This is a genomic window from Streptomyces sp. WMMB 714, from assembly GCF_900090125.1.
Classification (GTDB): Bacteria; Actinomycetota; Actinomycetes; order Streptomycetales; family Streptomycetaceae; genus Streptomyces; species Streptomyces daqingensis.
Genome location: NZ_FMHJ01000001.1, coordinates 621,229 through 639,094, shown reverse-complemented (window position 1 = coordinate 639,094; position 17,866 = coordinate 621,229). Strand labels below are relative to the sequence as shown.

Genomic DNA, 17,866 nt, shown 5'->3' with positions numbered 1-17,866 from the left:
ACGCGCGGTCGCGCTGTGCGCCGCAGGAGACCCGAGGTGACGGGCAGTCAGGTCGTGAGCAGCAACGCAACGTCCCAGACCCCGCTCAGGAGATCATCCATGTCAGAACAGTCGTCAGCGGCAACCGCGCAGCAGCGGGATCCCCGCCGCTGGTGGATCCTCGCCGTACTGTGCTCGTCCCTGTTCGTGATCGTGCTCGACAACACGATCCTGAACGTCGCCATCCCCTCCATCACCGAGCAGCTCGGCGCGAGCACCGCCCAGATCCAGTGGACGCTCAACGCCTACACCCTCGTCCTGTCCGGTCTGCTCATCACCGCGGGCGGGCTCTCCGACCGGCTGGGACGCAAGCGTGCCCTGCTGCTGGGCCTGCTGGTCTTCGGCGGGGGCTCCCTGATGGGGGCTCTGGCGACGTCGCCCGAAGTGCTCATCGCCGCCCGCGTGCTGATGGGCGTCGGCGCCGCCTTCCTGATGCCCGGCACACTCGCGGTGCTCGTGCGCACCTTCGACGACGAGGAGCGTCCCCGCGCCATCGGTATCTGGGCGGCGGTCTCGTCGGTCGGCATGGCGCTCGGGCCCGTCGTCGGCGGATTCCTCCTCGACCACTTCTGGTGGGGGTCGACGTTCCTGATCAACGTGCCGGTCGCCGCCGTGGGCCTGGTCGCCATGGCCCTGCTGCTGCGCGAGTCCAAGGACCCCGGCCATTCCCGGCCGGACCTGCTCGGCGCCCTGCTGAGCACCGTGGCCGTGGTCTCCCTGGTGTGGGCGGTCATCACGATCCCGCGCGAGGGCTGGCTCTCCCCGAAGACGCTGACGGCGGGGCTGCTGGGCATCGCCGTCGGCGTGACGTTCGTCTGGTGGGAGCGCCGGGTCCAGGACCCGATGCTGGACATGGCGATGTTCAAGAACCCCAAGTTCCGCGGCGCCGTCTTCGGCGGAATCCTCACGGCGTTCGGCATGGCCGGATCGCTGTTCCTGCTCACGCAGGACCTGCAGTTCCTCCGCGGATACGACCCGCTGGAAGCGGGCGCGCAGCTCATCCCCATGGCCGTGGGCGTGCTGTTCAGCAGCGTCGTGGTCAGCCCCCGCGTGCTGAAGAAGCTCGGCATCGGCAAGGGCGTGGCGCTCGGCGTCAGCGCCTCGGCGGCCGGACTGACGGTCGTCGCCCTCGCACCCGACAGCAACGGCTACCTCGTCCTCGTGGCGGGACTGCTGCTGCTCGGAGGCGGTGCGGGCATCTCCGGGCCGCTCGTCGCCAACGCGCTGATGAGCTCCATCCCGCCGGAGCGCGCCAGCACGGGCTCGGGCGTCAACAACACCCTGCAGGAGCTGGGCAGCGGCCTCGGCGTCGGCGTGCTCGGTGCCGTCCTCGTGGCCGTCTTCTCCCAGACCGTGCCGGACCGGCTCGGGGCGGCCGCCGGCGAGTCCTACCCGCAGGCCGTGAAGGCGGCGGGCGACTCGCAGGCGCTGCTCGCCGACGTACGGGACGCCTTCACCAGCGCCCTGACCGCCAGCCAGCTCATCGGTGCGGCGGCGGTGCTGCTCGGCGGCTGGATCGCCGGGATGCTGCTGCTGCGGGCGGACCGCGCGGCGGCCGCCGCGGCCGCGGCAGCCGCCGAGGCGCCGGCGGAGAACGCCACCGAGAACAGCCCGGCATGACGATCGCCTCCGCCCGGCACGTGCCGGGCGGAGGCGACCGTCCGGGGCCGAGTCCGTCCCGCGGGCACAAGTGCCCGCGCAGGAGCGGGCGTTATGCAAGCGCCGGTACGGAAGCGCCTGTCACGGGAGCGCCTGGTGCCCGGGACGCACGGCGCGGATGTGGGCACGGCCCTGGGGCACCGCCGAGGCGTGCAGCGGAGTGCGCACCTCGTTCGGCTTGATGGCCTTCTCCAGCTGGCTGGAGAGGTGGCGCACCGTCGAGACGAGCGCCTGCTGCTGGGCCGTGAGCTTCTGGACCAGGGAGCGCAGCTGCCGCAGTTCGCCGTCCAGCGAAGCCGGCTCCGGACGCGCCTGGTTGGCGGCCGGCGCAGTGGCCGGCTGGGCCCGGGCGGGACGCTGCGGCGCCGGTACGGTCTTCCGCCGCACCTGCTGCGCCGCGGGCGGCGTGCCGGTCGTCTGCGTCCCGGAGCGCAGGGCGACCTGCTGCGGCCCCCGTTCCTCCCCCGCCGTGGCGGTGAGCGGGTCGAGCAACTCCGGTGCGTGCGCCAGTATCTGACGCATCCGCTTGCTCAGCGCCGGTACGGGGTTGATGCCGAGGGTGTCCGCGAGGTGCCGGCGGGCCCGCTCGTACACCCCGAGGGCCTGTGCCTGATGGCCGGAGCGGTACAGGGCCACCATGAGCTGCTCGTAGTAGCGCTCGCGCAGGGGGTGGCTGATGGTCAGCTCCTCCAGCTCAGCGATGACGTTCTGGTGCATCTGCGCCCGCAGCGACACGTCGTAGAGCAGTTCGAGCGCGCTGAACCGGGACTCCTCCAGCATGGCCGCCCCGGCCGAGCAGATGGGCCCCTGGCTGCCCTGCAGCGCGGGGCCGCGCCACAGGCGCAGCGCGCCGCGGATCGTCTTCTCGGCGAGGACGAGGTCCTTGTCCGCCATGCGGCGTGCACGGTCCACGGTCTGGATGAACAGCTCGCTGTCGATCTGGTCGGGCTCGGCGCGCAGCCCGTATCCGGACTCGCGGGTGATGAGGCGCTGCTGGCCGTGCCCGCCCTCCTGGTCGATCTGCTCCATCAGGCGGCGCAGCCGGTACACCTGCGCCTGCAGGGCGTTGGCCGATTTCCGCGGGCTGAGTTCGCCCCAGATCTCCTCGCCCAGTTTCTCGGTCGAGACGACGGAGCCGTACTTCACGACCAGCGCCCCGAGGAGCGTGCGCTGCTTCTGGCTGTTGAGGGGGACACGGCGTTGATTGACGGTGTCGTACAACTCGGTGGGACCCAGGACTCTGAACTTCACAGCCTTCTCCAGGCGAAACTCGATCGGCGTTCCAGTGAGACTCGTGAGGTGTGGTGACCGGGCCTCTCCGAGGGATTTCCAGGTGCGCGGCGGTAGGTGCGGCCCCACGGGCGGACGGTCGTCCCGCCCGGGGGCGGGCCCGGCGTACTCGCCCGGCGTTCGGCGGGACCGGCGAAATCCAACGTGGCTCCGTCCGGAAGGCGGGGGCCAGGTGTCCGGCGCCGTCCGGACGAATTCCTGGCATGGCGCCTCGAACGGTAGTCCGCGTCATCCGCAAGTACAGGGCCGTCAGCCCGGGCGCGAGTGTTCTTCTAGCATTCGTCAGCACGTCGTCAGGGGGCGGTTCTTCCGGCTTTCCGGCGGGGTCGAGAGTTGCTTCAGCTTTCCTCGAGCACATGGAGAATCCGCCGGGGCGTTCAGTAGCGTGCGAGGCGGCGACGGACCGGTCACCGGCGGCTGTCCGACCGGGTACGGACGAGCTTCGCAGCACGGACAGGTACGGAGGAGACCGTGAGGGTTCAGGTTCTGGGTCCGCTGAGTGCCGAGGTCGACGGGGAGTCGGTCGTTCCGACGGCGGGGAAGCCGCGGCAGGTCCTGTCGCTCCTCGCGCTCTACCCGGGCCGGGTGGTGCCCGTCCCCGTGCTCATGGAGGAACTCTGGGGCACCCGGCCGCCGCAGAGCGCGCTGACCACCCTTCAGACCTACATCCTCCAGCTGCGCAGGCGCCTCGGCGCCGCACTGGGCGGGGACGCCGCCCGCCGTCCCAAGGACGTGCTGGCCACACGGCACGGCGGCTACCTGCTCCAGACCGACGAGGCGTGCGTCGACGTGCACCAGTACGAGCGGACGGCAGCGCAGGGGCAGGCCGCCTACGCCGAGGGCGACAGCGGACTCGCGGCCCGCAGGTTCCGCGAGGCCCTCGACCTGTGGCGCGGCCCCGCCCTCGTGGACGTACGCGTGGGCCCCGTCCTGGAGATCGAGGTGATGCGCCTCGAGGAGAGCCGCCTCGTCACCGTGGAGCGGCGGATCGACGCGGACCTGCGCCTGGGCCGGCACAGCGAACTCATCGCGGAACTCACCGAGTTGACCGCCCGCCATCCTCAGCACGAGGGGGTGCACTCCCAGGCGATGGTGGCGCTGTACCGCTCCGGCCGGCAGGCGTCCGCGCTGGAGACGTACCGGAGACTGCGCACGCGCCTCATCGAGGAGCTGGGGGTGGAGCCCTCGCCTCAGCTGCAACGGCTCCACCAGGCCATGCTCGCCGTCGACCCGGCCCTCGACGTCTTCGCCGGACCCAAGCCCATCTCGACGTTCGACCTCTACGCTGCCTGAGGCGGCCGCCGCGCGATCGGCGCCCTGCGGGACCCTCCCGGCAGCCTGAACGGACCCGCGTCCCCGCCCCTCCGGCCCGGCCACCCCTGGACATGTGCCTCGCCCGACGGCTCAAGCCTCTTCCGAGGGCTTCTCGAGGAGGGGCTGTCAAGCTTGAAGGTCACGCCAGACCGCCTTGTGCCGCAGGCCCGGGGCACCCGCACTTTCACGGAAGGAAGCGCATGACATCGGCTCAGCGCCCGCTCGGTACCGCAGACGCGATCGACCCCACGCAGGAGACGGGCCTGCACCATGTCGCCGCGCTCTCCACCGAGTTGCAGGACGTCTCCGAGGTCGAGCAGCGCCAGGTCCGGCTCGAGCGCGTCGTCCTCGTCGGTGCGTGGACGTCCGGCACCCTCGAGGACGCGGAGAGCTCCATGGCGGAACTGGCCGCACTCGCGGAGTCGGCGGGGGCCCTCGTGCTCGACGGCGTCATCCAGCGCCGGGACAAGCCCGACCCGGCCACCTACATCGGCTCCGGCAAGGCGCAGGAGCTGCGGGACCTCGTCCTGGACCACGCGGCCGACACGGTCGTGTGCGACGGCGAGTTGAGCCCCTCGCAGCTCGTCCGCCTCGAAGAGGTCGTCAAGGTGAAGATCGTCGACCGGACGGCGCTGATCCTGGACATCTTCGCCCAGCGCGCCACGTCCAGGGAGGGCAAGGCCCAGGTCGAACTGGCGCAGATGCAGTACATGCTGCCGCGCCTGCGCGGCTGGGGCCAGTCACTGTCCCGGCAGTCCGGTGGCAGCGGTGGCGGCGGCGGGATGGCCACCCGCGGACCGGGCGAGACGAAGATCGAGACCGACCGCAGGCGCCTCCGCGAGAAGGTGTCCAAGCTGCGCCGCGAGCTGGACGGGATGAAGGCGGGACGCGACCTGAAGCGGCAGGAGCGCAAGCGGAACAAGGTGCCCGCCGTCGCGCTGGCCGGCTACACCAACGCCGGCAAGTCCTCCCTCCTGAACCGTCTCACCGGCTCCGAAGCCCTCGTCCAGAACGCCCTGTTCGCCACCCTCGACCCGACGGTGCGCCGCACGCAGACCCAGAGCGGCCGCTCCTACACGCTCGCCGACACGGTGGGCTTCGTACGCCACCTGCCCCACCAGCTCGTGGACGCCTTCCGCTCCACGCTGGAGGAGGTGGCCGAGGCCGACCTGATCCTCCACGTCGTGGACGGCACGCACCCCGACCCGGAGGCGCAGATCGAGGCGGTGCGCACGGTGATCGAAGAGATCGGAGGCGCGGGCGTCCCGGAACTGGTCGTGGTCAACAAGGCCGACTCCGCTCCGAGGGACGTGCTGGACCGTCTGGCGGAGTCCGAGCCGGCCGCCGTCGCCGTCTCCGCGCGCACCGGGGAGGGCGTCGAGGAACTGCTGGCCCGGGTGGAGGAGGCGCTGCCGCACCCCGACATCGACGTGGAGGCGCTGATCCCCTACACCCACGGCCATCTGGTGGCCCGGGTCCACGAGGAGGCCGAGCTGATCAGCGAGACCCACGAGGAGGCGGGCACGCGCATCCGGGCCAAGGTGGAGGAGGACCTGGCGGCGGAGCTGGCGCCGTACGCGGTGAACTGACGCCGCGGCAGACCCGATCGGGGGCCGTCCCGCGTTGCGGGGCGGCCCCCGGCCGTGCGTTCCGGCGCCGTGGTCCGCGACCGCCGCGCGGCGGTCTCCGATTTCCGCGCCGCAGCCGGGAATTCGCGGTTCCGTGGAAATTCGAGTCGGGGTCTAGCGCGTGTCGACCCGGCAGGTTGCGGCGGTTTCGCCGCGCCCTCTAGCGTGATCCCCGCAGATCCGTCGGTACGCAACTCCGGCTCGCCGGACGGAAATCCGGAGGGCGAACCGAAAGTCCGGGGAATTCCCTCCCAGCCGGTTTCCGGAGCCGTTGCCGCCGGCGCGGCACCGGAATCCTTCGTCCGCCGGCAGGGGAGCGTGCGATGCCCTATCCGCCCGCGATTCCAGCGGTTCCGGCCTCGTTCCCGCGGGCTGTGCCGGACAGGCGCGGCGGACCGCGCCACGGGCCTGTCCGCGGCAACTCGAGGAGAACCGGCGGGACGTGCGGCAGCGCGGTCGCGGAGCCCGCCTCGAAGGAACGGCCTGACCGTCCGATCACTCGCGAGGAATGAGCCCACCATGTCTGTTTCCGTACCCCCGCTCGGCACCAAAGTGCGTTACGGCAGGGACGGTTGGCTGCCGTTGCCGCACATCCTGAGCGACACCGACCTGAAGAAGCTGGTCGACCGCATCGACGGCATCAGCGCGCAGCGCCGCCCCGAAGTCGTGCACGAGGAGGGCTCGTCGGCGGTGCGGGCACTGCACGGCTGCCACGATTTCGACGAGGTGTGCGCCCGCCTCGTGCGCCTGCCCGCGCTGGTGGGTTTCGCCGAAGAGCTGCTGGGCGGCCCCGTCTACGTCTACCAGTTCAAGGTCAACATGAAGCAGGCGCACGAGGGAGCCGCTTGGCCCTGGCACCAGGACTTCGCGTTCTGGCACCACGAGGACGGCATGGCCGCCCCGGACGCCGTGAACATCGCGATCTTCCTCAACGACGTCACCGACGAGAACGGGCCGCTCGAAGTGATCCCCGGCAGCCAGCACGGCGGGATCTTCGAGGACGGGACGCGTGCCGGTCAGCACAGCCACGACTGGCACGACCATGTGTCGGCGAAGCTGGAGTACACGGTGCCGGACGACATCGCGGACGAACTGGCGGGCGCGCTCGGGGTGAAGCGACTGACGGGCAGCGCCGGCACGGCGGTCGCCTTCCACCCGAGCATCGTCCACTCCTCGTCCAACAACCTCTCCGCCGAGCGCCGCTGCCTGCTCCTCATCACCTACAACAGGATCGGGAACGCCCCCGCCAACCCCACCCGGCCGGCCTTCCTCGTCGGTCGGGACAGCACCCCGCTCGTCGCCGCGGACGGCAACTCCCTCTGACGGCGTACCAGTCGGCAAGCTCCCTCCTCGTGGGCCCCTCGCCTGCCGGGCCCGCGGTCCGCAGGCAGGCAGGGGCCGCGCCGGCCGGCCCCTGACCGCAGGCGCGGCTGCGCCTCTCCCGTACAGCGGTCCCACGGTCCCAGACCGATGAGGAGCACAGCCCCCGCGCCCAGGCCGCCTTCCGCCCTGCCGCACCCGCGCGGCCCCGGACCGGTGGGCGGGGGCGACCGCGCGGACCGTGATTCCGAACGCGTGTGAAACAGAACCATTTTGGCGCCCCCGCGAGGGAAAAGCCATTGCCACCAAGGGCAATCGATATGCGGTCCACGGCCCCGTGATTGCCCGGGACGGCAAACTTCCGTGCCCGCAACGGCGTTGCGCAGCGTAGAACTTGTGAAGGCCTCCGCGCTCTGCTCGGATTGCGTCGCGGGCGGCGAGGCCGCCCTGAAAAAAGGAGAGAGAATGCGCAAGCTTCGAAGATCGATATCCGCTGCCTCTTTGACGGCAGTTCTCGCGGGGGGTTTGACGATGCTGAGTGCGACGCCGGCCCAGGCGGCCTGGCAGTGCACCGTCCCGCCCGGAATGACCTACACCTGGGTCACCTACGATCCCGGATGCGGCGTGCCGAACGGCATGAGCTACGACGTCGTCGCACCAGCGGAGGGCCAGTGGGCGTGCATGGCCCCGGTGGGCTGGAACTGGACCGAGACCCGCAGCAGCACCCATTGCAGTGCCAACACGGGGTTCCCCACCACTGAGTACCGCCTCACCAAGGCGAGCTGACCGGAACGGGCCAGGCCCTCGTGATCCGCGGCGAGCCGGGGTGACTCCACGCCGGCACGGGGCGGGAGGCACCCGCGCTCGCAGAGCGGCCGGGGCCGTCGCCGGGGACGGGGGACCGACCCGGCGGGCCGGCTCGGGGGCGGTCCGGTCAGGGACCGCCCCCGGCGTCCCCGAGCGGGGCGGGCCGGGCGCCGGAGCGGCGCCACGGGCCGCGGGACCCGGAGAACCGTGCGTGCGCCTGAGGCCGCCTACAGAGGCGGCTCCGTGAGGAGTTCGAGCAGCCACCGGGTGCTCTCCGCGACTCCCGTCGCCGGGACGGCGGACGGTGCCGGGAACAGGCGCCCCCAGGAGCAGGCACGGCCGAGAGCGGCCAGCCGCCACGCGAGCCCCGCCGCCCTGCGCAGCTCCACCGCCGTTCTGCCCGCGCCCGTCCAGGGCTCCAGATAGGCGTCGCGGAGGCGTGGCAGCACCTGCGGGCCGTACCGGTCGCAGGCCCTGCCGACGGGGACCGGCAGGCTGCAGAAGGGGTGGGAGACGGAGGCGTCGCCCCAGTCGAAGAAGACGAACCGGCCGGCTCGCGGGCGGAAGACCTGCCGGTCGTGCAGATCGGCGTGGTCCAGGGAGTCGGCGATGCCCACCGCCGCGAGCTCCGCGCACCACTCCACGAGCCGGGGGCGGAGAGCGGTGAGCTTCCCTCGCTCCGTGGGCGGCAGCGCGGGGTTCTCCGCGAGGAGCCGGTCGAAGACGCCGGGCAGCGCCGCCGTCCGCGCGCCGGGAACCCCCAGCAGTTCCATGTCGCGGGCGTACGGGATCAAGTCCCGCTGAACGGCGGCGTACTGCCGGAGGAGCTCCTCCCACGCGCCGGGGCCTGCCGCGTCCCTGTCGAGCAGGTTCCTGAAGGGCTCCCCTCCGTGGGGCAGCAGGGACCAGCCCCGCTCCGCGTCGACGGCGATCGGCTCCAGCACGTGCCGCGGCACCCAGCGCGCCAGCGCCGCGCCGAGCGGAGCCTCGAACGCGCCGGCGGGCGGATTCGCCTTGAACCAGACGGTGCCGCCTCCGCCGACGGACACCCGGATCAGGACCGACCACGGCCGGAGCCTGACCGTCCGGATCCCTGCCGTCCTCAGACCGCGGCCGGCGAGCCGGTCCTCGATCCAGCCGAGGGCGGCGGTCCGCCAGGCGGCGTCCGCCCAGGGGGTCGACGCGTCCTCGTAGGCGCCCCGGTCGACCTCGAAAGAGCCTGGTCCGGCGGCCTCGGACGTCTCGTGCTGCATCGCGCCATCCCAGCAGCGCGCCGGATCGGTCTGCCACTGCTTTTCATGGCCGGTGGGCCCCTCGGTCACCAGCGACGACGACCGGAGCTTCCTCTTCTCGCTGGCGTACGCCTTGAGCCGCGCGGCGTGGGTGCCGTTCGTCGGCAAGCCGTGGGCGCCGGGGCGCTCGGGGGCGCGGGACCGGCGCACGTCTCCGCCGGGGAGGCCCGACGGGGCCGCGTCCTCGAACAGAGGATCTCCGGGGCCGCGGCCGGGGCGCCGTGGCGGTGACCTGCCCCGGGCTGACTGCCCGTCAGCTTCCGGGGAGGCCGTTCGGCCGACCCTTCTGAGCTGCGTTTTCCTTGTGTTCGAATTTGCAGGAAGGGGCCGCGAAAACCGGTGCGGGAACCGACCCAAGAGATGCCTTGACAAGGGATGAAGCGCGACCTCACAGTAGGCGCTACGCACAACGCAACCGGACGCGTTCTCTGCGTAATTTCCGAAAGACCTCTCCTCGTCGCCCTTCTCTGGGGCCCACCACAAGTGTGCCCAGGGGGCGAATTCGTCCTGCCCGTATTGCCGCCGGCCGCCCGCCTGCGCGCAGCCGACAGAAATCAGCGGCGAAAACCCGCCGGCAAACCTGGGATTCCGGCCTGCCATGGCCGGTACCCGGGCCTGGGCGCGTGCGTAAGCACGCGAGAGCAAGTGCCTATCAGTGAGTGGAAAGGGTGAGTGCCAAGTGACGCAAACTGCTGTCGAAACACCATTGCAGGTTCTTGAGCATGAACCTTTCCTGCAGGTCACGTGGCGCGACTCCGTCACGCCCGCCCGGGGCTTCGTCGTGATCGACCAGCTGGTGACGGGCATCGCCACGGGCGGCCTGCGTATGCGTCCTGGATGCACGATCGGTGAGGTCTCCGAACTCGCCCGCGAAATGACGCTGAAGATGGGCGCATTCGGAATTCACGTCGGAGGCGCCAAGGGCGGCATCGACTTCGACTCCGCGGACCCGCGGGCCGAAGAGGTGCGGGAGCGCTTCCTCGAAGCCGTCCGCCCCCTGCTGGAGCGGTTCTGGGTGACGGCGGGCGACCTCGGCACGCAGCAGGAGCAACTCGACCGCGCATTCGCCAAGGTGGGTATCGGCGAGACCTCCTTCCACGCCGCCGTCGTCCGCTCGCCGGACGAGGCCGAGGTCCGGGCGCGCATCCACCAGGCGTTCACGACACGGACGGACGGTCTGCTGCTGTCGGAGCTGATCGGCGGCTTCGGCGTCGCGGAGTCGGCGCTGGCGGCCTTGGAGCACGAGCGCATCCCCGCGGGCACCGCCCGCGCGGTCGTGCAGGGTTTCGGGGCCATGGGCGGCTCCACGGCGCTCTACCTGGCGCGTGCCGGAGTCACGATCGTCGGCGTCACGGACGCCCAGGGCCTGATCCTCAACACCTCGCGGGGCCTGGACGTCGAGAGCCTGCTGGCCGCGCGGAGCACGAGCGGCGTGATCGACCGCTCCGTACTGCGCGAGGACGACGTGGAACGCCCCGGCGACGCCTGGCTCGACCAGGAGGTGGACGTGCTGGTGCCCGCGGCCGTCTCCTACTCGATCACGGCGGACAACTGCGACCGGATCCGCGGCAGGCTCGTGGTGGAGGCCGCCAACGTCCCCACCACGCCCGAGGCGGAGCAGCGTCTCCTGGAGCGCGGGGTGACCGTGGTCCCGGACTTCATCGCCAACACCGGTGCCGCGGCCGGGGCATGGTGGGTCATCCTCGGCGAGGTCGTCAGCCCCGCCGGGGCGTGCACTCGGCTGTCGGCGCAGATGCGCCCGCTCGTCCGCGACCTGATGACCAGGGCGGCGGCGGCCGGGACGTCCATGCGGGAGGCGGGCGTGCAGTTCGCCAAGGAGAACTCGCAGCGGATGATCGGCGAGTACGGCGCGGCGGTCGCCTTCCGCGACCTCTTCCCCGCTGTCCCGCAGGGGCAGACGACCGTCGGGGAGGACGCGGGCGCGGAGATCGCGGCGCCGGGCCCGGCGGAGCTCGTCGCGGCACCGCCGAGCGGCACCTTCCCCGTCGCCGGAGACCTGGTCGACGCACCGATGGAGACGGGCCGTCAGCCCGCAGGGGCCTTCCCCGCCTACTGGCCCGGGACGGCCGACGAGAACGCCGGCCAGGCCTGAACGGCCCTTCCCGGAGGCACCATCGGCGCCCCGCCGGACCTGCTCAGGCAGGTCCGGCGGGGCGCCGGCCGTTCCGGGACCGCCCTCCGGAGCGGGCGCGTCGACGGCGGCCCGTTCCCGGGGTCCCTTGCGCCTGAAGCGGGGGTTCTCGCGTCACCGGGCAGGCACCCGCGCAGCCGCGGCGGCGGGTGCCCGGTACCGGACGTCACCGGACGTCTGTCGGCTACCGGCCCGCCGCGCGGACGGACGGACCGGACCCGGGGTCCCGGCCGGAGGGGCCCCGGCCGTGGGCGGGGTCCGCCGCACGCCCCACGGCCTCGCACACCGCGGCGTGCGCTGCGGCCGCCAGCGAGCGGCGGTCGTGGTCGCCGGGCCACAGTGGGGGACAGGGCCGCACGAGAGCGGTGAGTCCCTCGGCGGCGGCGACGCGCCGCAGCGAGCCGAGGAGGGTGTCGTCGCCGACGTACGAGGCGGCGGTGCTGCACTCGCCTCCGAGCGTGAAGTCGATGCCGAGGGGCCGGACCGGTGCCCCGGCGTCGAGGGCGGCCTGGAACGTGGCGCGCCGGAACGGCCCGCCCGGGGCGGTGCACCAGGTGGCGCCCTGCGGGAAGACCATCATCGACTCGCCGTCCCGCAGATGGGCGGCCAGGGCCGCCACGGTCTCCGGGAGCCGGCGCACGGCCCCGCGGTCGATGAACCGGCTGCCGGTCCTGCGGGTCAGCGTCCCGATGACGGGCCACGCGGCGACCTCGCGCTTGGCGATCAGAGGAACCGGCTCGACGGCCAGCGCCGCGACCACATCCAGCCAGGAGACGTGGTTCGCGACGATCAGCGTGCCGGTGGACGCTCCCGGCACGCGCAGCGGCCCCTCCGCCGCGTCGAGGCCGACACCGAGCGCGTCCAGTACGGACTGCGCGTGCCGCCGCAGGACAGGCGGATCCGCGAGCCCCTTCCCCGCGGCGAACGCACGGCTGACGGCGGCGCCGAGCCCGGCGTACCGGCGAAGCACCGCACCCGGAGACGGCCGGGTTCCGGCCTGGCCGCCGTGCGGCGCGGGCGTGACGCAGCGAGGCGTGCAGGGGGACAGCAGCCCCCAGGTGTCCGCTCCCGCCTCCGGGCGGGCGCCGGATCTCACCGCCGCGTGCCGGGGGAGCAACGCCGGCGGCAGCCGTCCCCGGGCAGGGGCGGACGCGGACGCATGCCCGCCCCGGCGGTGCGGGCACGGACGCGGAGTCGCTGGCTGGGAGGCATCCACCCCTTCGTAGCAGTGAAAGGGGCCGCGCACACCGCAGTTGTGGTGGACGCGACACCCCGGCCCGGGCGCTCCGTCCCCACGCAGGCGACCGGTGCGGAGGACCGGCTCGCCACCGGAGACGTCGCGAGGTTGCGGGGACGAGCCGTCCGGACTCGGACGGTGGCAGGGACTGATCCATTGCCGGAGCCGCCCGGATTTCCCTCTTCCTTTACGGGAAATCGAATTTGTCACGGCGCAATTCCGGCCAGTGCGGGACATCGGTGAGACGCGCCCGCTGGCCGGAATGCAGTCATGAAGATCGGGTAGCGCCGTCGGGAACGGACGTGACCGCTCCCCTTCCGCGGGTCCCGGGAGGGCGCGGAGAGGTGAGCGGGGGGACGGGGATCAACGATCTTTCCCTGGCCGACCGGCCGTCGGGGCCCCGGACGATGCCCGGCTGCGCCGACCGTGCCGGCTGTGCCGGCTTCGGATGATCGACTGGATCCCCTTCAGGCGTGAGCACCGGCCGAATTCTGCTAATGCAGCTGCACAATTTCGCCGAGAATCTCCTTCCGGCCGCTGAAATTGCCCTGCATACAATCGAAAACCGCTACGGTCGGGCCCGGACGACCGTGCGTCGACGGGGGCGTGCGGACGGCACTCGGGGGAATGCCGCGACGGCTGCGACAGCGTCCGCATGAGCCCGTCCTGACCAGATGGCTCTCGCCGAGCGGCGCGACGCCTCTCCACCGAGGAGGACGGCCCGTGGCTATTCAGGAGTGCTCCGGGTGCGGGGCGCAGGTACAGCCCGACGGAACGTCACCCTGCTCGTGCGTGCTCGCCGCGGCGGACGAGGTCGACGCGGCTTTCAAGGGACACCGGCCGCAGGGCAGGACCAGATCGTCCTGGCGGATCGTGGGCAGGCCGCCGCAGCCCGTACTGGTGCAGAGCGGCGAGGAGCGCGGACTCCGAGGGTCCGGCCGCGTCAGGGGAGCCGCGCTCGGCCTCGTGATGGCCACGATGGTGGGAACCCTGGCCTTCGTCGTCGGGGCGGCGAATTCGGGCCAGCCGCAGCACGGCGAGTCGCCCTTCCCCTCCTCGACCGGCGTCGGCGTCCTGCCGCGGCCGGTGGAGGGCAACGCCGCCTTCCCCGGCGGTGAGTTCGGCAAGGGCGCCTCACCCGGCCCCTCGCGGAGCGACGCGCAGGACGACCGGGCGGCAGCGGACGGGGACGCGGAGGAGCCGGCGGGGACGCCCCCGTCCTCCTCCGAGCCGTCCTCCGAGGTCCCCTCATCGCCCTCGGACGGCGCGGCGGGCGGCGGTTCGGACGGAGGGACGTCCGACGGCGGCACCTCGGACGGTGGCTCCTCCGACGGCGGCTCCTCCGACGGGGGTTCGTCCGAAGGCGGTTCGCAGTCCCCCTCTCCCAGCCCGAGCGGCGACGAGGGAGGCGCGTCCGACGGCGGAAGCACCGAGGGCGACGGCGGTGCGGACGGCGGCGGTGGCGAGGAGGACTCGGGCGGGCTGCTGGGCGGGCTGCTCGGCGGCATCCTCGGCTGACGGCTGACGGCTGACGGCTGACGGCTGACGGCTGACCCGGCTGCCGGCCGGTGCGCAGGCCACCGTGGCCCGCCGGGCACACGCCGACTCACCGGTAAGGCTCGGCCGGGCCCTGCGCGCGTCATGGCTGCGCACCGCGGCCCGGTGTCCTCCGCCCCGGCAGCGCACGGCGCCGGCGATCTTCCGGTACGCCCCACCCGGCCTCGGCCGTCGCCTGCCGCGGCCCCTGCCACACGCAGGCCCGGGCCGGACCGCGGTCTCCCCGGAGACGGCGATGACGGCGGGTCGGCCTCGCCCGGCCGAGGAGTTACGGTCGGAAAGGAGGACGGGGGGAGATCCGAGCCACCACTCGGTGGAGGCACTGATGACGGACGGCACCGAGCAGCCCCTCGAGGTGGAGCACTTCGAGTTCGGTACTTCGGATCCGGAGACCGCGGAATCCGTGACGAAGAGCGTGTACGGCGACTGCCGGCAGAGCGGCAGCGGCGCGGAGGACTTCACCTTCAGTTTCCGGCGTACGAGCGCCGGCGGGATAAGCCTCGACCATGTGGTCCACACGATGGACATGAGCGTCGACTACGCCGGCACCGACGGCCTGATGTTCATCTTCGTCACCGGCGGGACCTTCGGCGTCGCGTCGAGCGACCAGGAGGCCCGGCTGAGGATCGGTGACACGGCCCTCTATCCGACGGGCGTCCCCGTCCGTCTCGGCTGGGACCGCCTCCGCGCGGAGATCCTGTCCGTGCCCATGGAGGCGGTGGAGAGGGCGGCCGGCCCCGGCGGCGGAGCGGTGCGCTTCCTCGGCACCACACCCGTCTCACCGGCGATGGACAGGTACTGGCGGTCCACGGTCGGATTCGTCAGCCACCAGCTGGAGACGCCCCACAGCCCCCTCTCCTCGCCGCTGGTCCGCGCCCAGACGCTCGACCTGCTCGGTTCCGCGGCCGTCAGGGCGTTCCCCAACACGACGATGACGGCGGACTACCAGCCCGGCCCCGGCCATGCCTCCGCGGCCGCTGTCCGCAAGGCGGTCGAGTTCATCGACGCGAACGCCGACCGGCCCGTCAGGCTGTCCGACATCGCGGCAGCGGCGGCGACGTCCCCCGCGGCGCTCGAAGCCGCCTTCCCGCTGCATCACGGCACGTCGCCGCTCGGCTACCTGCGCCGCGTGCGTCTCGAACGTGCCCACCGCGACCTGGAGTCGACCGACCCCGCCAGCGGCGCGAGCGTCCCCCGCATCGCGACACGCTGGGGATTCCCGCAGTCCGGCGCGTTCGCCGCCCACTACCACGACGTGTACGGCCGGCCGCCCGGCAACACCCTGCACACCTGAACTCCCGCCGCGAGAAGCCGATGGACGACGCCATGGAAGAGGCCACGGCACGGGAGCGAGCGCCGGTGCGGCGCGTGTTCGAGACCACCGACCTCGACGTCGCGCGCGACTTCATGAACGCCGCCTACGGCACCAGCCTGCGGATGAAGGGCAGGGAACGCAGCCAGCTCGTCCGGCACGCGCGTTTCGACCACGGCTCGTTCTGCGTGGACGACGTCACGCTCTCCATGGAGACCGGCTACGACGCCGAGCCGCTGGGGTGCCTCGCGGTGGTCGAGCCGAGGACGGGCTGGGTGGAGCACCGGTGGCCGGACGGCGGCGAGCGTGTCGGGCCGGGGGAGATCGCCGCGATCTCGCCCCCGGACAGGCCCTTCACCGCGCTGGCGCACCAGCTGGAGTTCGACTCGGTCGTCCTCGGGCAGCCGGCTCTGGACCGCAACGCACCGCTCCCCGAGGGCAGGCGGTCCGAGCCCCTGCGCTTCACCGGCATGCGGCCGGCGTCGCCCGGTCTGGCGGACCGCTGGCGGGGCACCGTCGCCCACGTGCGGGACGTGCTGGCCGTGAATCCGCAGGCGATGAGCGAACCCCTCGTCATCGGGAACATGGCACGTGCCCTGGCTGAGAGTGCGCTCGCGGTGTTCCCCAACTCGGGGCCTGCGGAGGCCACTTCGAGAGACGGCAGCGACGCGGCACCGGGCGCCGTCCGCCGGGCCGTCGCGTTCATCGAGGAACGGGCGGACACCGACATCACGTTGCTCGACATCGCCCGCGCGGCCCGCGTGAGCCCCCACGCGCTGCGCATCGCCTTCGCCCGGCACCACAACTCCCGCAGCCCGTTCGGCTGCGTGACGCAAGTCCGGCTGGACCGCGCGCACTTCGACCTCCTGGCGGCCGACGGCGAGAACGGCGCCACCGTCCCGGCCGTGGCCGCGAGGTGGGGGTTCCCCAAGCCGTCACGGTTCGCCGCCCTCTACCGCGACGTGTACGGGGTCAGCCCGCACGACACCCTGTCGCTCTGAGCGGGGCGGCGGACCTGCGCACGCAAGCCCGCCGAAGGCACGGCACGCCACCGCACGACACTGCACGGCCCGCGAACCGCGTCCGCCCGCCGGCGGATCGGGCCCCGCGGTCTCCGTCGCGTCAGTCGGTCGCTGTGCCGTGGCCGTCCTGCTCGGGGAGCGTCGCCGCGTCACCGTGGAACTGCGCGTCGAGCGCGTTCGCCGCTCCGAGGGCGGTCAGGACCCAGGCGTCGTCCCGGGGCCGCCGCCGGGCGGCTTCACGGTGCGCGAGCGCCGCTTCCAGTTCGTCGAGGGCGGTCTCCAGCAGGGCGCCGTCGGTTCCGGCCGCTGCCTCGCGGACGCGCTGCCGGGCTTCCTGCACCCCCTGGTCCGCGTCCGCGTACAGGGCGTCGGGTTCTGACTTCTCCGGGTCAACCATGGCTCCGAGCCTACGGTTTCCGAGTGGCCGGCCGCCGCCGGGTTCCCGGGCCGAAGGCGGAGTGCTCGCGAGCACGGGGGAGCAGGGGGCTCGGGTGGCGCGAGAGGGCGGGGGGTACTGGGCGTCAACTGCCGTAAATACGCCGGAGATCGGGGTTCGAGGTATCCGCCGGGCGCGGCGGGGCATGAACACGCCAACACTAGAGCTCTGTCCCCCACCAGGAGGCTGATGTGTTGGTCCGCAACCTCGTAAGAACGGCCCTCGCCGGGTCGTTGACGGCCGTGGTCATGCTGAGCGGCCAGGCCGTCGCCGCCCCGGCAGCAGCACCGGACGAAGCCGCCGCGCCGGTGGTCCTCACCTACGACGCCAGCGGGTCGGAGGAGTTCGCCGACGCGGTGGCGAGCGGCGTGCAGGTGTGGAACGAAAGCGTCACCGGCGTCCGTCTCGAAGCGGCCGGCGCCGGCGAGCAGGCCAATGTGCGCATCGTCGCCGACGACGGCTGGCCCCGTGCCGTCACCACGAGCCTCGGCAACGGCACCGTCTACATGGGCCGCGAGGCGGTGCAGCAGGGGTACCACACGACGCGCATCGCCTCCCACGAGCTGGGGCACATCCTCGGCCTGCCCGACATGAAGCCGGGCCCGTGCTCCAGCCTGATGTCGGGCTCGTCCGCAGGGCCGGAGTGCACCAACCCCGACCCCGACGCCGCGGAGAAGGCGGAGGTCGAGGACAACTTCGCCGGCGGCCTCGCGGAGACGCGGGGCAGTGAGAGGGCGAAGGTCTTCGCGGACTGACCGTCCGGGCGGAGACGCGCAGTCGCCGCGGTGGCCCCGGGTGCGC

Annotated in this window: 14 protein-coding genes; 10 read left to right on the top strand and 4 right to left on the bottom strand. The window is 72.7% G+C overall.

Annotated features, from left to right (window positions below; translation table 11 throughout):
- Nucleotides 1–99 precede the first annotated feature (99 nt).
- Nucleotides 100–1,659, top strand: a complete 1,560-nt coding sequence (locus tag H181DRAFT_RS02690) for an MFS transporter (RefSeq protein ID WP_045862469.1) — start codon at nucleotides 100–102, stop codon at nucleotides 1,657–1,659.
- Between the two features lie 120 nt (nucleotides 1,660–1,779).
- Here H181DRAFT_RS02690 and H181DRAFT_RS02685 read toward each other — a convergent pair whose 3' ends face one another.
- Nucleotides 1,780–2,949 (bottom strand): AfsR/SARP family transcriptional regulator, encoded by a 1,170-nt coding sequence (locus H181DRAFT_RS02685; RefSeq protein ID WP_052708418.1) that lies wholly within the window; start codon nucleotides 2,947–2,949, stop codon nucleotides 1,780–1,782.
- Between the two features lie 510 nt (nucleotides 2,950–3,459).
- On the opposite strand from H181DRAFT_RS02685, the gene H181DRAFT_RS02680 reads away from it, so the two are divergent.
- From H181DRAFT_RS02680 to H181DRAFT_RS02665, 4 genes are all read left to right on the top strand, one after another.
- Nucleotides 3,460–4,281 (top strand): AfsR/SARP family transcriptional regulator, encoded by an 822-nt coding sequence (locus H181DRAFT_RS02680; protein WP_045862468.1) that lies wholly within the window; start codon nucleotides 3,460–3,462, stop codon nucleotides 4,279–4,281.
- A 221-nt stretch (nucleotides 4,282–4,502) separates the two neighbouring features.
- Nucleotides 4,503–5,891 carry a GTPase HflX gene (gene hflX / locus H181DRAFT_RS02675; RefSeq protein WP_045862467.1) on the top strand — a complete coding sequence of 463 codons (1,389 nt, stop codon included), beginning with the start codon at nucleotides 4,503–4,505 and terminating at the stop codon, nucleotides 5,889–5,891.
- Between the two features lie 558 nt (nucleotides 5,892–6,449).
- A complete protein-coding gene (locus H181DRAFT_RS02670) occupies nucleotides 6,450–7,253 on the top strand; it encodes a phytanoyl-CoA dioxygenase family protein (RefSeq protein WP_045862466.1) in 804 nt (267 codons plus the stop codon).
- Between the two features lie 528 nt (nucleotides 7,254–7,781).
- On the top strand, nucleotides 7,782–8,036 hold the full coding sequence (locus tag H181DRAFT_RS02665; RefSeq protein ID WP_074467673.1) for a hypothetical protein: 255 nt from the start codon (nucleotides 7,782–7,784) through the stop codon (nucleotides 8,034–8,036).
- Nucleotides 8,037–8,284: 248 nt separating this feature from the next.
- Here the strand turns inward: H181DRAFT_RS02665 and H181DRAFT_RS02660 are convergent, their stop codons facing one another.
- Entirely contained in the window at nucleotides 8,285–9,310 is a 1,026-nt protein-coding gene (locus H181DRAFT_RS02660; protein ID WP_045862589.1) for an aminoglycoside phosphotransferase family protein, read from the bottom strand.
- Nucleotides 9,311–10,055: 745 nt separating this feature from the next.
- Here H181DRAFT_RS02660 and H181DRAFT_RS02655 point away from each other — a divergent pair.
- Nucleotides 10,056–11,462 carry a Glu/Leu/Phe/Val dehydrogenase dimerization domain-containing protein gene (locus H181DRAFT_RS02655; protein ID WP_052708416.1) on the top strand — a complete coding sequence of 469 codons (1,407 nt, stop codon included), beginning with the start codon at nucleotides 10,056–10,058 and terminating at the stop codon, nucleotides 11,460–11,462.
- A 223-nt stretch (nucleotides 11,463–11,685) separates the two neighbouring features.
- Here H181DRAFT_RS02655 and H181DRAFT_RS29735 read toward each other — a convergent pair whose 3' ends face one another.
- Complete coding sequence (locus tag H181DRAFT_RS29735; RefSeq protein WP_254666668.1) at nucleotides 11,686–12,471, bottom strand: lysophospholipid acyltransferase family protein; 786 nt, start codon at nucleotides 12,469–12,471, stop codon at nucleotides 11,686–11,688.
- A 990-nt stretch (nucleotides 12,472–13,461) separates the two neighbouring features.
- Here H181DRAFT_RS29735 and H181DRAFT_RS02645 point away from each other — a divergent pair.
- The 3 genes from H181DRAFT_RS02645 to H181DRAFT_RS02635 all read left to right on the top strand — a co-directional run bounded on the left by H181DRAFT_RS02645 (nucleotide 13,462) and on the right by H181DRAFT_RS02635 (nucleotide 16,608).
- Nucleotides 13,462–14,256 carry a hypothetical protein gene (locus tag H181DRAFT_RS02645; RefSeq protein ID WP_139131658.1) on the top strand — a complete coding sequence of 265 codons (795 nt, stop codon included), beginning with the start codon at nucleotides 13,462–13,464 and terminating at the stop codon, nucleotides 14,254–14,256.
- A gap of 364 nt (nucleotides 14,257–14,620) precedes the next feature.
- Nucleotides 14,621–15,589, top strand: a complete 969-nt coding sequence (locus H181DRAFT_RS02640; RefSeq protein WP_158715407.1) for an AraC family transcriptional regulator — start codon at nucleotides 14,621–14,623, stop codon at nucleotides 15,587–15,589.
- Nucleotides 15,590–15,609: 20 nt separating this feature from the next.
- Nucleotides 15,610–16,608, top strand: coding sequence for a helix-turn-helix transcriptional regulator (locus H181DRAFT_RS02635; RefSeq protein WP_052708414.1), 999 nt, complete (start codon nucleotides 15,610–15,612; stop codon nucleotides 16,606–16,608).
- A 121-nt stretch (nucleotides 16,609–16,729) separates the two neighbouring features.
- On the opposite strand, the gene H181DRAFT_RS02630 is transcribed toward H181DRAFT_RS02635, so the two are convergent.
- Nucleotides 16,730–17,026 carry a hypothetical protein gene (locus H181DRAFT_RS02630; protein WP_045862464.1) on the bottom strand — a complete coding sequence of 99 codons (297 nt, stop codon included), beginning with the start codon at nucleotides 17,024–17,026 and terminating at the stop codon, nucleotides 16,730–16,732.
- Between the two features lie 287 nt (nucleotides 17,027–17,313).
- Here H181DRAFT_RS02630 and H181DRAFT_RS02625 point away from each other — a divergent pair, with 287 nt between their 5' ends.
- Complete coding sequence (locus tag H181DRAFT_RS02625) at nucleotides 17,314–17,820, top strand: snapalysin family zinc-dependent metalloprotease (RefSeq protein WP_107068669.1); 507 nt, start codon at nucleotides 17,314–17,316, stop codon at nucleotides 17,818–17,820.
- The last annotated feature ends 46 nt before the right edge of the window (nucleotides 17,821–17,866 follow it).